Genomic DNA, 13,330 nt, shown 5'->3' on the forward strand with positions numbered 1-13,330 from the left:
CGGCGGCTCACGGGCCGCCGTTTCTTTTTAAGGGCGCGCGGTTGGCAAACGGGGTTTCCTTATCTTTAATGGATCATGTACGAACAGATAGACCAATTCGTAGACCGTTGCATCGCCCTCACACCGGAGGAGCGGGCGTATTTCCATTCACTCCTGAAGTTCAGAAGGGTACGGAAGCGGACGTATTTGCTGCAGGAAGGGGAGGTGTGCGATTTTGAAGCGTATATCGTGAAAGGGTGCATCCGTACGTACTATCTCAGCGACGATGGAACGGAAACCATTCTGACTTTCGCGATTGAAGACTGGTGGGTGAGCGACCTGTACAGTTTTACCGATCAGCAGCCTTCCAACATGTTCATCGAAGCGTTGGAGGATTGTGAAGTGCTGGTCATCGACCGGAAAAGCAAACGCGAGCTGTTCGAGAAAGTCCCCAAGTTCGAGATCCTGTTCCGGCTGCTGGTGCAGCGGGCCCTGTTCGCCCTGCAGCGCCGTTTCCACAGTATGGTCTCGCAAACGGCGGAGCAACGCTATCTCGCTTTCCTGGAAAAATACCCCCAGGTGGCGCAACGCGTTCCGCAGAACCAGATCGCGCGGTACCTGGGGGTATCGCCTGAATTCCTCAGTAAAGTGAGAAGCAGCCTGCAAAAGCGGAAATAATGCCTTAGCTGAAGATCAGCGAATTGGCCAGTTTGATTTCGTCTCCGCTGATGGTATGCCCCATGTTGTCGTAAATCTTTTCCGTTACCGTAGCGCCCATCTCCCGCAAAATCGCCGTCGAGGCTTGCACTCTTTCCACCGGAACATGAAAGTCGGGGTTGGAGCTGCCGATGAATATGGGCGTTCCGCCAAAATTCCCGTTGTAATTACTTTTGTCGATCGTGTCGCCGATGAGGCCACCCGTGAAGGCAACCGCCCCGCCATACCGTGCGGCGTTCCGCGCCAGGAATTCGAGCGTGAGGCAAGCGCCCTGCGAGAACCCGAGGAAATACGTGTTTTCCTGCGCAATACCCCGCCGTTCCAGGTGGTCGGTGATGTGTTTCAATTGATCGATGGCGGCCGATAACCAGGGCTCGTTTTGCGCCGGCGGCGCCAGGAACGACTGCGGGTACCAGGTATTGTTCGTGGCCTGGGGCGCCAGCAGGGCAAAGTCTTTCACGGAAAGGTGCGCCGCCAGCGAAAGGATGTCTTCCGCAGATCCCCCTCTTCCATGTACCATGATCAATGCCTTCGTGGCTTCAGACAGCGGTTTCCCGGCCGTGACTATATTTTCGGTGTGCATAGCTTTTTATTTTATGACGGGCAGTTCCCTTTCGATGGCAGCCCGGTATTGTTCGTACTGTTTCGGGAGTTTCAGGTTGGTTCCGAGCTGATCGAGCGGCTCGTCTACCGTGAAACCCGGATTGTCTGTCGCGATCTCGAACAGCACGCCGCCCGGTTCCCGGAAATACAGCGAATAGAAATAATCCCGGTCGATCTGCGGCGTGATCTGCAATCCACCGGCCAGCACTTTTTCCCGATATTCCATCTGGTCGGCGTTATTGGCGACCCTGAACGCTACGTGGTGGTTCGTACCGGCTGCCTGTTTGCCCGGCGCTCCGTCCGGCAGTTCCAGCAGGTCGATGGTCCCTGCATTGGCCACGGCATCGGTCACGAACCGGTAGCGGTTGCCTTCCTGCGACTGCAGGCGGTATCCGAAGATATCTGTCAGGACTTTCGCCGTGGCGTCGATCTGTTTCAGCGATAAAGTGGTGCTGTGGAAGCCCTTCGTCGCCATATCCGCCTTTACTTCCGCCGTTTCCCAGGGAATGCGCGCATCTTCCGCGGCGGGGATCACCAGCTGGAGCTGAAGCCCGTCGGGATCGGTGAACGAAAGGCCCGTTTCACCGAAGCGCGGAGCGGTTTCGGAAAAGGCGACGTTGTGCCGGGAGAAACGTTCCTTCCAGGCGTCGAGGCTGCCGGAGGGCACGGCGTAAGCGATTTCGGTGGCCATGCCGGTGCCGCTTTTTCCCTGGCCGATGTTTTTCCAGGGGAAGAAGGTGAGTATGGTGCCGGGGGTGCCGTGCTCGTTGCCGTAATAAAAGTGATAGGTGCCGGGATCGTCGAAATTCACGGTCTTTTTCACCATTCTCAATCCCAGGACTTTCGTATAGAAATCGTAGTTCTTTTGGGCATCGGCCGCAATGGCGGTGATGTGATGAAGGCCCAGTATCTGTTTTTCCATGATGGCAGGATTAAAGGTTATTGTGATCGAGTGCTGCGCGGAGCTCGTTTTCGAGCAATCCGCTGCCGCCTCCGTAATGTCTGATGATTTTTGTGGCCGGGTGATGGGCAGCTACCGCTTCGCGGAAGATGGCTTCGTCGGATGCGGAAACGCCCACGCAGAGGAGCACCGCGTTGAACGATGCAGCGCCGAGCCGGGCGAGCCCTTCTTCCCGCGACAGCGCGATCGTGCCGTTCCATCCTTCGTGACTGTTCAGCAGTCGTTCCACTACCTGCATGATAGCGGTATCATATCCAACTGCCAGCAGGTGTAATTGTGCGTTATGGTCCATGATGTTGGGGGATTAATGTTGAAAATCCATGGGAACGTCCATGATGAGCAATTGCGCGTCGGGGCTCAGCGCGCGGATATCGATCCCGGCGGTTTCCCAGATACCGAGCCCGTCTCGCGCGGCGAGTTCCTTCCCGTCGATGGAGAACCGGCCTTTCACCACGAACGCGTACATGCCATTTCCGGGTTTGCGGACATCGTAGCGATGGCTTGCCCCGTTTCGGAACGAACCGAAGCTGAACCAGGTATCACTGCGCACCGAAGCGGCGGTATCCGGGCCGATGAACGCATGCATCCGGTTTTTTTCGCCCGCCAGGGGCAAGGTGCCCAGCGCATAGCGGGGTGGTGTGTTCAGGTCTTCGGGGTAAACCCATATCTGGAGGAATTCCGCCGTTTCTTCGGTACTGTTGTTGTATTCGCTGTGGAAAAGCCCGCTCCCGGCGTGCATCAGCTGGATGTCGCCCACGCCCGCTACGGCCGAGTTGCCGGCAGAATCGTCGTGTTTGAGGCTGCCTTTCAGCGGGATGCTGATAATCTCCATATTATCGTGCGGGTGGCTGCCGAAGCCCTTGCCGCCGGGCAGCACATCGTCGTTGAGGACCCGCAGCGCGCCGAAGCCCATTCGCTTCGGGTTGTAATAACTGCCGAAACTGAAGGTTTTCTGACTGTCGAGCCAGTCGTGGCGGTCGTGGCCGCGGGTATCTGCTTTGTGATGGATGTATTGTGACATTGCTTCCTTTTTACATCACAAAGTTCCGTCGCGCTGCGTCCCCGGCCTATGAACCAGTTTAAGAAAGCGGCTTAATCTAGATTAAGATTTTTTGGGGCGGGAAGGCATATTTTAGGGGAAAACCGGCTAATTTGACGGCTATTACCGGGAAACCGGTATTCCCCGCTTTGGGAAACCATCGTATCATCAATCCCCTAAAACGCACGTTCATGAAAATCTATCTGTTTCTGTTACCGGCGGCGATGTTGTTCAGTTGCCAGCAAAATAAACCGGCCCAGGTGCCGGAAACGGTAAAGGAGGAAGCCGGGCCCGCCGATCTCCCCGAAACCCGGAAAGGCATGATCAAGGTAACGATCCTGTATCCCAACGGGGAAGGCATGCATTTCGATATGGACTATTACAAAACGAAACATATGCCGATGCTGCAACGGTTGATGGGCGATTCCCTGAAAGCCGTCAAAATCGACAAAGGCCTCGGTGGCCGGCCCGGCGAGCCGATCCCTTACCTGGCGATCGGGTACCTGTATTTCGAGCGGCTGTCGGCCTACGAAAGCACGTTTGGCCCCAACGCGAAGGAGATCCTGGCCGATATCCCGAAATATACCAACATCAAGCCGGTGGTCCAGGTGAGTGAAGTGCTGCAATAAAAACGGAAAAGCCGGTGAGCGATTACCGGCTTTTTTATTGGCGCAACGGGCGGCTATTTCGCCCGGTACACCGATTTTCCTTCCTTGAACGTCTCCATCACGCGGATGCTTCGGATGGCGAGGGGATCCACTTTCAAGGGGTTTTTATCGAGGATGATGATGTCTGCTTTCTTCCCCGTTTCCAGCGTGCCTTTTTCGTTTTCCTCGCCCCATTGCCACGCGGCGTTGATGGTAATGGCTTTCAGCGCTTCGTACGGACTAACCCGCTGTTCCGGCCCCAGGATCACGCCGGAGCGGGTTTTGCGGTTAACGGCCGCGTAAACCGCCGTCAGCAGATCGGGCGGGGTTACCGGCGCGTCGTGGTGTATCGTGAAGCGGATGCCGTGTTTCAGGCCATCTTGCAGTGGACTGATCCTTTCCGCCCTTTCCTTGCCCAATACGCTGTTCAGGTGCCAGTCGCCCCAGAGGTAGCAATGCGTCGGGAACCAGCTGGGCATAACGCCGATTTCCTTGAACCGCGGCACCTGGTCTGCGCGGCAAACCTGGCTGTGGATGAGCACGCAACGCATGTCGGGTGTTAAAAGCCCTTCTTTTTTGAGGCTGTCCATCAGCGAAAGCCCTTCATCGATCGCCGCATCGCCATTGCAATGGATATGCGCCTGCATGCCGTGGGAAAAGATGTTTTTCAGGCCTTTGTAGGCCGCTTCGTGGGAGTAGATCGGGTGGCCTTTATACCCGGCCTGCTCGCCATCCGGTGGAACGAGGTAGGGCTGCGTGAGCCAGGCGGATTTGCCTTGCGGTGAACCGTCGAACGTCATTTTGATGGCGCCGATCTTCACGCGGCGATGATATTTGTTGTAATACGGTTTGAAATTCCCGAGGCTGTCGGCATTGGTATCGTAATCGGGCAGGATGATGTAATCGCCTTTCAGCAGCCCGCGATCGTTGGCGGCCATGAGCAGGCGGATGTTCTCGGGAACGGCGCGCCCGTCGCAGATCGTCGTTTCCCCGTTCGCAAACCATTCGTTCTCGGCGGCCTTCAGCAATGTAAATGTTTCCTCGGGCGAAGTAGGCGGCATCTTTCCCATGAGGAACATCAGTGCGTTGATGTTGGCGTTTTCCTCCATTTTTCCGGTCAGCCGTTTTGCCGATTTGTCTTTACCGATAACGCCGCCGGAAGGATCGGGCGTGTCGTAACTGATTTGCATATCCTTCAGCAATACCGAATTCGCCACGCCCATATGCCCGGACGCATGCATGATGTACAGGGGATGATCGGTGGTAACGGCATCCAGTTCCTGCGCGGTAGGGTGGCGGTGTTCCTGCATGACGGCATCGTCGTACCCGTTACCGATGACGGGCGTTCCCGGCGGGATTTTGTTGGCGGCGATGTAATCTTTCAACGCTTTTTGCAGTTCGGGGATAGACATCACGGTGCCGTATGGCTGTGGCATGAGGTTGGCGGCAACCGACAGCGTGGCGTACTGCGTCACGTGCCCATGTGCATCAATGAACGCCGGCATTAATACCTGTCCGTGCAGGTCGATCACGGAAGTGGAATCCCCTTTCGCCGCCAGCACTTCCGCTTTATTACCGGCCATGGATATCTTCCCGTCCTGAATGGCGATGGCTTCCACGTACGCTGCGCTGTCGCCCGCCATGGTGAGCATATCGCCGTTCACGAAAATGATGTCGGGCCCTTTGGTTTTCGTGCCACAGGCCGTTGCGAAGGCGAAAAGCAGCACTAATAGCAACTGTACCGGGAAGGGGAATTTTGTTTGCATGGTGCAGGACGGTTTACAGTTAAACAACAACGCCGGCGCCATTGTTTGGCGCCGGCGTATTTTGTGGCCATGCGATGATGGTTATCGGATAAGTATCACCGTTCCTGTAAACGTTTCGATGCGGTCATCGTCCAGCAGCACCTGGACGAAATAAACGTAGGTGGCCGCACTGGCCGGGCCCTTGATCCCGGTGCCGTCCCAGCCGAATTGGCGGTCGTTGGCCGGGATGTTATGTCTTTCGAAGAACGATCTGCCCCATCGGTCGTAAATGATGAAATCCTTTACGGTTTTGATGTTCAGGCTGCCGATCACGTAGAATACATCGTTCACGCCGTCTTTGTTCGGCGAGAACGCGGTCGGCATTTCGACGGTTTTGCGGATGAAGGTTTTGAGGTCGAAAACGGCGGTGGAAGTACAGAAAAACTCATTGGTGGCCGTAACGCGGTATTGCATGGAAGAACCGGTGCGGTTGACGATGGGCTGTTCGCATGTTGTGCAGGACAGTCCCAGTGCGGGCTCCCACTGCCAGTTACGTGCGGGGCCGCCGGTGAGCAAGGGTTGCAGGCGAAGCGGGCCGGCCGGCCGGGGCGATATAAGGGAGCCTGGTTCCGGGAATCTGACGATAAATGGCAGGGGGCTCTCCGCATGTTCATTATTGGTAAAATCCGATTCGACGAGCGGAGCTGCCGCGCTTTGTCCGGGATCGTTTACCCGCGCCACTACTTCGCCGGAAGCCGGTGTGGGAATGATGTACTGCACCATCACGCAATTGGCGGTTTGAGACGCCGGAACGAACGTGGTGGCCAATGCGCGGGCAGTCGGCCCATCATAAAATGTAACCGGGATGCCGCCGTACACCACATCGTAACCGTTTTGCATGCACACCTGGAACTTAACGTAGGTGCGGTTGTTGTCGTAACATTTGACGTCGCGGATTTGGACGGTGAGATCTGCCGGGAATTGCTGCGCCTTCGCGGTGGCGGATGTGGTGCAGCCAAACCGGTTCGTGAGCACCAGTTTCACGACAGACGTGTCCAGCACCCTGATATCCGGCGCCAGACAGGTTTTGCAGCTCAGTTCGGAAGTTCCCGACTCGATACTCCACCGGTAGCTTGCCGGTGTGAAATGTTCCGTGGTGAAATGTAAGGGATAGCTGTGTTTGCGGATAACGGTCGTGTCTCCGGGATAAACCGTAGCGATCGGTCCGTGGTGCTGCGCCGAATGAAGGTTATTGGCGGGCCCTGTTTCCGCAACGGAAGCGGCGGGGTTCACGATCGCGAAGAGCTTGCCCGTGGCCGTTCCCGGGATCACCCGGTCGAAAGTTTCGCAGGCGCCGCCGCTGAACTGCCCGGTCTGGAAAGCATTTCCCAGTCGATGGGCCCCCGGCTGCGCGGGGTCCCCGTCATAAAATACAACTTCCAGGCCCGGGGGGATATTCCCTTTCGCGTACTGGTTGCAGATCGTGAAATCCACATGCACCTGGCCGCTGGCAGCGCATTCCGAGCCATCGATCTTCACCGTGTAATCGTCCACGATAGGGAGGTTCAGGGTAACGGTGGCCGTATCGTAACATTTGTATTTGCTTTCCGCAATGAAGGTTTTAATGAGTTGCGTCCCTTTCCGGTAAGGTGCGGTAAATACCGGCCCGATGCAATCGCTGCAGCTGAGGTATTCAGGAAGGTCCCATTTTCCTGCGGCGATATCGCCGCCGCGGTCGGGCTCCGGGGAAAAAGTCACCTGCTCGCCGGGCTGCAAAGTGAATTCGTCGGTGACGATCTTGACCTTGAACCGGAAGTTTTTGGTAAAATTGAAATTGTTGCCGTAGTTGGATTCATCGATCCCGGTATTGGGGAACGTCAGCGGCACGATGCTGCCCGTATCGTTGAGCACCGCCACCACGGTGTCGAAATCCGAACGGCCCGCGGCGATGATCGTGGTTTCGAGATAGGAGGGGCATTTGCCTTTCAATGCGTACGGGATAAGGTAAGGGCTCCCCAGCAGCCGGGCCCCCGGCAGGCGAGGGTCGCGGTCGTAGAAGGAGACAGGCGTTTTCGCCGGGATTTCCTTGTAGCCGAAGTTGTAGAAATACAGGGACACGCGGATTTTATCCTTGTCGTAACAGTCCACCGAGCGGACATAAATGGCGCCATCGGCCGTGGGGTCGTCTACCGTAAAAGTGAACGCGTTCGTAGTGTCGGTACAGCTGCCGTCGGTAGCTTCCAGCCGTACGGTGTAGGTGCCGGGCACTTTGAAAATATACCGGAGGTCTTTGTCCGTGCTCACTGACTGTTCCATCATCCCCTTATCATTCCGCATCAGCCACCGGAAAGCCGTCGCGTTTTCGGAGCGGTTGGTGAAAAGGATGCTGTCCAATTCCACATTTTCCTTCGAGGCGATTTTCCTTTTATCCGGGTAAAACCGTGCCACCACGCCGCAGCTCACCTGCACTGTTTGATGGTGTGTCGCGAAACATCCCACGGTAGCGGTATAGGCGCGCAGCGCCACGTGGTAGTTTTGTTTTTTATCCGTGAGCAGGCTGAAATCCGTCGTGGTAGCTTCGAGCTGGCCGTTCACCCACCACTCGTACCGCGTTGCGCCGGTGGATGTATTGGTAAATTGAACGGTGTTCCCCATCACCGGAAAATCGATATCCCGCGTAAATCCTGCCTTCACCGCGTCTGCACAGGGCTCGCTGCACAAGGTGCTGCCGATCATCCCGGGAAGCGACGTGGCAATGAAGTTGCGCATCCGTTCTGCCTGTCCTTCCGTGAAAGAAGAAACACAGCCGCTGCCGCCGCCATAATCCATGAAGTTGTCCGGGAGGTCGGGCACGTCCGTCGTGAAGCCGGAAAGCGTATCGGTGTGACAGCTATTCTCCGGATCGCTGCAGGCGAAACCGCCGTTGATGGATTTGTCTGGCGGCGTATCGCACACCATATCGCCATCCGTTGCACAATCGTTATTCTTGCAGTCCATCGCCGCGAAAGTGTGCAGCAAACTGAGGTAATGCCCCATTTCGTGGGCCATTACGCCCACGCCAAGGCCCGCCACTACGATATCTCCGCCGGCGCTGGCATATCCGCCCATTTTCAGTCGACGCCATTTCCCGCATTCGAAGTTTTGCATGAATTCGGACTTGATGTCTTCCACCACCCAGATATTGATGTACCGGCTGCCGTCCCAGCGCCCCATGGCGGTAACGTCGCCGCCTTCCATGTCGGCGTCGAAATCGCCGAGGTAGGTTTTGGCGCGGAGGATGCCGGTGGTTTTGCCACCGTCGGGGTCGGTTTTGGCGAGGCAGAACTGAATGCGCGTGTTGGTCCTGGCCCCGGCGAAAGCGCCCGTTTGGCCGTAGGCGTCGTTCAGTTGCTGGAGCGCCGCGGCCACGTCTGCGTCCGTTATGGACGAGGGGTCGGCGTTGAGGATATGAAAAACGACGGGCAGCACATAATCGGTTGCGGCTTTGCTTTGCGCGCTGGCCGTAAATTGACGGATGCGTTGGTTCATGCCCGTTTCGCGGGAACGGAAAGCGGGATTGTCGCGCAGTTTGGCCAGCAGGATGTCTGATCCGCAGGTGAAGGCCGGTTGCGTCGATTGTGCGTGTAAGGTGGTGATGCCGAATAAATACAGGAAACCGGTGAACAGGGTCTTCCGGATCGAAAATTTGCTCATAGGACGTTGTGCTTCAAATAGTACGGTTAAATTGCTGACAATAAAGAGTCTCGATACTGTGTGCTCATGCCTTGTTCACTGATCTGTGTTTCGCCGGGGCAAGTTAGGGATTCTTTGCGGTTTTCGGACAGGGTTTTCGGGAGGATATCGGCCCGCCCGCGCAACATTCGATTGCAAATTCCGGTGGCGGCTCCGTCAAAAAAACATGTAAATTGGTCAAAATGCATCTGGCAGGGTTGGCGGCTGCGGGGGTACATTTGGAGGGACTGATAAACGCATGAAACTGAAAAATTCCCGGGATGATATTTGAAAGGTTAATACTTGGCACTGCCGGCATCGGCGGCATCTGGGGACCGGTGGAGCCGGCGGCGTCCGTTGAAACGGTGCTGCTGGCGATGGAACTGGGCATCGGGGCGATAGATACCGCTCCCGCCTACGCGCAGGCCGAACAGTTCGTCGGCGAAGCGCTCCGGCAATGGCGGCGCCCGCTGCCAGCCATCAGCTCCAAGGTAGGCCGGCTGCCCGGGACCACAGCGTACGACGGGCATTACGATTACAGCCGCGACGCCATGTTCCGCAGCGCGGCGGCTTCGCTGGAAAAACTGGGTATCCCGGAGCTGGACGTTCTCTTCCTCCACGATCCCGCACAAATCCCGCAAAACGATTTCGAAAGGGTGGTGGAAGTGATGGTGGAACTGAAAGACCGTGGTTACGCCCGTCATATCGGGATCGGCGGCAACCCGCCCCTGTACGCCTGGCCATGGCTGGTAGATGATACCTTCAGCGTGCTGATGGAATACAACCGCCTCAACGCCTGCCACACCCCCGCGCTGGAAACCTCCCTGCCCGCGGCCCTCGCTGCCGGCAAACGTTATTACGCCGCCAGTCCGCTGAACATGGGCGCCCTCGGCCGCCCGTTCGCCGAATTCTCCCGCAATCCGCCCGCATGGCTGCCCGAAAGCGACATCACCGCCGCCCGGAGCCTCCACCTGCTGGCCGAAAGCGAAGGGCTCGCACTGCGCACCATGGCACATCGCTTCCTGCTGTCTTTTCCACCGGAATTCAACATCGTCATCGGCCCGTCTAACCCGGAAGAACTACGGGCAACCCTCGGCGACTTCACCGCCGGGCCGTTATCAGCCCCGCTATTCCAGAAAATTCTACAATCGAGCAAGGAGAAATCACTGACATGAACACGATCAACGACCAGATTTTCAATATCACCCGCGTAAAAGTTACCGTGCTGGAGCCCGTGCCGGCCGTTACGCCCTTCCAGGACGCTACCATGGGCCCTTTCCTCACGTTCGGCCTCGCCGTGATCTCGCTGGAAGACGAGCACGGCATCGTGGGCGAAGCGCCGGTTTTCAGCAGCTACACCAATATCCTGGAGTCCTGCTTCCTGCCGATCCTGCTGCACGGGGGAGGCATTCCTTACGAAGAATTATATCATAAGCTATATTGGTCGATTCGGAACGAAGGGTTCCGCGGCGCCGCGGCTGCCATGCTGGGGCAAATCGATTTTGCCCTGCACGACCTCGCCGCAAGGCGCGCCGGCCGGCCGTTGCACCGCTATCTCGGCGCGGAAAAGAACGACGTGAAAATCTATGGCAGCGGCGGCGGCACCAACTATACCTATGCCCAGCTGGAAACGGAGGTCAGTTACTTCCTCGGGAAAGGCGTGGATTGCTATAAAATGAAGATCGGCAAGGATTTCGGCGGGCGGCCGCAGGAAGACGCTGAACGCGTCCGGTTCGTTCGCAGCCTCCTGGGGCCCGATGTGCAATTGGCCGTAGACGTAAACCAGGTCTGGCAGGCAGACCAGGCCCTCCGTTTCCTCGACGAAACCGCCGCCTGCAACATCGCGTGGATCGAGGAGCCGGTGCACTCCGCCGGCATGGAGCACATCCATCGTGTATGCGCAGGATCGCCGGTGAAAGTCGCTTTCGGTGAATCGGAACGCACCTCGCGGATGTTCCCCACGCTGCTGAAAGCCGGCGTCAAACACCTCCAACCCGTGCCCACCCAGATCGGCGGTGTGCGCGAATGGGCGGAAGTGCGGGACATGGCATTGCGCAACGGGGCCGATTTTTCCTCCGGCGGATATTCACTGTACACGGCAGGCCTCATGGCCACGGCACCCGATTCCTGCCGCGTGGAATACCTGTACCCGATCATGTCCGGACTGGAGAAATATTTCAGCGTCCGGCCGGAATGGCGCCCGGGTGGCTGGTCGCTCCCGGATATCGAAGGGTCGCCGGTGCGCATCGACTGGGATTACTGGTCACGCGCCGGGAAAATCACCCGGTCTGTTACCTGGGACGCGGCAGATATGGCCGCCTATCGACCGAATGTCATTTTGTAAATCATAAAATGGAAAATATTTGAAAATCACCCTGGCATCTTCCGATTATGCAGTGCTGCTGCTGTACGTAGTTGCATTGCTGGCCACCGGTTTTTATCTGAACAGCCGGAACAAGGCTGCCGGCAAGGATATTTTCCTCGGCGGCCGATCGCTGTCGTGGTGGCAGATCGGTTTTTCGCTGTTCAGCGCCAACGCAGGCCCGTCTATGCTCGTAGGCTTCGCAAGCATCGGTTTCACGCAGGGGATGGTGGGCAGCAACTTCGAATGGCTGGCATGGTTCTTCATCTTCCTCATGTCGATGTTCTTCCTGCCACATTACATTTCCACGAAAGTCTACACCATGCCGCAATTCCTGCTGGCGAGGTTCGGCAAGCCTTCGTACAATTTCCTCGTGGGGTACAGTCTCATTTCCATTTTGATCGTCTGGCTGGGATGCGCGCTGTATGCCGGTGGACTGATCATCTCACAGATATTCGACATTCCGCTCATGCAGGCCGTGGCCGTAGTGGCGCTCATTGCGGCGAGCTTTACGGCGGTGGGTGGCTTGAAGGCGGTGGTGCGGACGGGGATTTTCCAGTCGGCGATCATCATCCTGTCTTCCATCATCCTCGTTTACCTCGCGCTGCGCAAGGCCGGGGGCGTGCAGGCGCTCGTGGAAGCCGCGCCGGGAAGTTACTGGCAGCTGTTCCGGCCCGCGTCTGACCCGGAATATTCCTGGGTGGCGATGGTGCTGGGGTACCCGGTCGTCGGGATTTATTACTGGTGTACCGACCAGACGATCGTGCAGAAGGTGCTGGCAGGCAAGAGTATGAAGGAAGGCCAGTACGGCGCCATTTTCATTTCCGCGCTGAAAATCCTCATGCCGTTCATTTTTATTTTTCCGGGGATCATCTGTTACGTGTTGTATAAAGACATCGCGCAGCCAGACAATGCCTATATCACGCTCGTGAGCCAGGTGATGCCGCATGGGTTCCTGGGCCTGTGCATCGCCGCGCTCATCGCGGCTTTGATCGATACGGTATCATCGGGCCTCAACTCGTTCAGCACCGTGCTGACGCTGGACGTGCTGGCCCGATTCCGGGAGATGGACGAAACGGCGAAACGTGCTACAGGGCGGTGGACCACCCTGCTGGCGGCCGTGCTGGCGGTGGGCGTGGCCTGGTTTTTTCCCGTTCGGGGAAAGGGTTTTTCGAGTTGAGCCAAGGCATGGTATCGATCCTGGCGCCGCCGTTGTCGGTCGTTTTCGTGGGCGGCATCGCCTGGAAAAGGGTGAACCGCCAGGCCGCGGAAACCGTGTTGTATGGCGGCGGACTGATTTGCCTGGTGGTGGGTGTCTGCCATGTGCTGAGCTTCCCGTCGAAGGAATTCTGGCCGCATTTCATGTTGTTGTCTTTTTATCTTTTCGTGGCCATGGCGGTGGTGCTGGTGGCGGTTACGCTGCTGACGAAACCTCCGGCCGTACAGGCCCTGCCGTCGATTTCGGAATCGTGGCGCCGGGGAGGCCGTACCAGTATGGGCGTGTGGGTGTCGTGGGGATTGCTGGCCGCTGTGATGATCGCTATTTACCTGTATTTCGCCTGATCT

The 13,330-nt window shown here is 57.3% G+C and carries 12 protein-coding genes; 6 read left to right on the plus strand and 6 right to left on the minus strand.

Annotated features, from left to right (window positions below):
- Nucleotides 1-75: 75 nt before the first annotated feature.
- Complete coding sequence (locus WJU22_RS13890; RefSeq protein WP_341838784.1) at nt 76-657, plus strand: Crp/Fnr family transcriptional regulator; 582 nt, start codon at nt 76-78, stop codon at nt 655-657.
- Between the two features lie 4 nt (nt 658-661).
- Here WJU22_RS13890 and WJU22_RS13895 read toward each other — a convergent pair whose 3' ends face one another.
- From WJU22_RS13895 to WJU22_RS13910, 4 genes are read right to left on the minus strand one after another with little or no spacing between them, the layout of a single operon-like run.
- Nucleotides 662-1,279 carry an alpha/beta hydrolase gene (locus WJU22_RS13895; RefSeq protein WP_341838785.1) on the minus strand — a complete coding sequence of 206 codons (618 nt, stop codon included), beginning with the start codon at nt 1,277-1,279 and terminating at the stop codon, nt 662-664.
- A 6-nt stretch (nt 1,280-1,285) separates the two neighbouring features.
- Nucleotides 1,286-2,221, minus strand: a complete 936-nt coding sequence (locus WJU22_RS13900; protein ID WP_341838786.1) for a ring-cleaving dioxygenase — start codon at nt 2,219-2,221, stop codon at nt 1,286-1,288.
- A 10-nt stretch (nt 2,222-2,231) separates the two neighbouring features.
- Nucleotides 2,232-2,552: a hypothetical protein gene (locus WJU22_RS13905; protein WP_341838787.1), complete on the minus strand. Its 321-nt coding sequence runs from the start codon at nt 2,550-2,552 to the stop codon at nt 2,232-2,234.
- Nucleotides 2,553-2,564: 12 nt separating this feature from the next.
- Complete coding sequence (locus WJU22_RS13910; protein ID WP_341838788.1) at nt 2,565-3,281, minus strand: pirin family protein; 717 nt, start codon at nt 3,279-3,281, stop codon at nt 2,565-2,567.
- 209 nt (nt 3,282-3,490) lie between these two features.
- On the opposite strand from WJU22_RS13910, the gene WJU22_RS13915 reads away from it, so the two are divergent.
- Entirely contained in the window at nt 3,491-3,928 is a 438-nt protein-coding gene (locus tag WJU22_RS13915; RefSeq protein WP_341838789.1) for an EthD family reductase, read from the plus strand.
- Between the two features lie 53 nt (nt 3,929-3,981).
- Here WJU22_RS13915 and WJU22_RS13920 read toward each other — a convergent pair whose 3' ends face one another.
- Together WJU22_RS13920 and WJU22_RS13925 are read right to left on the minus strand one after the other, a co-directional pair.
- Nucleotides 3,982-5,712 carry an amidohydrolase gene (locus tag WJU22_RS13920; protein WP_341838790.1) on the minus strand — a complete coding sequence of 577 codons (1,731 nt, stop codon included), beginning with the start codon at nt 5,710-5,712 and terminating at the stop codon, nt 3,982-3,984.
- Nucleotides 5,713-5,793: 81 nt separating this feature from the next.
- Nucleotides 5,794-9,384 carry a M43 family zinc metalloprotease gene (locus WJU22_RS13925; RefSeq protein WP_341838791.1) on the minus strand — a complete coding sequence of 1,197 codons (3,591 nt, stop codon included), beginning with the start codon at nt 9,382-9,384 and terminating at the stop codon, nt 5,794-5,796.
- A gap of 299 nt (nt 9,385-9,683) precedes the next feature.
- On the opposite strand from WJU22_RS13925, the gene WJU22_RS13930 reads away from it, so the two are divergent.
- The 4 genes from WJU22_RS13930 to WJU22_RS13945 are packed head-to-tail and all read left to right on the plus strand — an operon-like array spanning nt 9,684 to nt 13,327.
- Complete coding sequence (locus WJU22_RS13930; protein WP_341838792.1) at nt 9,684-10,577, plus strand: aldo/keto reductase; 894 nt, start codon at nt 9,684-9,686, stop codon at nt 10,575-10,577.
- A complete protein-coding gene (locus WJU22_RS13935; RefSeq protein ID WP_341838793.1) occupies nt 10,574-11,746 on the plus strand; it encodes an enolase C-terminal domain-like protein in 1,173 nt (390 codons plus the stop codon). Before WJU22_RS13930 ends, WJU22_RS13935 begins: the two co-directional genes overlap by 4 nt.
- A 19-nt stretch (nt 11,747-11,765) precedes the next feature.
- On the plus strand, nt 11,766-12,944 hold the full coding sequence (locus WJU22_RS13940) for an SLC5 family protein (protein WP_341838794.1): 1,179 nt from the start codon (nt 11,766-11,768) through the stop codon (nt 12,942-12,944).
- 8 nt (nt 12,945-12,952) lie between these two features.
- The gene (locus tag WJU22_RS13945) at nt 12,953-13,327 is read left to right on the plus strand and encodes a hypothetical protein (RefSeq protein WP_341838795.1); all 375 of its coding nucleotides are present in this window, start codon (nt 12,953-12,955) and stop codon (nt 13,325-13,327) included.
- Nucleotides 13,328-13,330 lie beyond the last annotated feature (3 nt).

The organism is Chitinophaga caseinilytica, from assembly GCF_038396765.1.
In the GTDB taxonomy this organism is placed as follows: domain Bacteria; phylum Bacteroidota; class Bacteroidia; order Chitinophagales; family Chitinophagaceae; genus Chitinophaga; species Chitinophaga caseinilytica.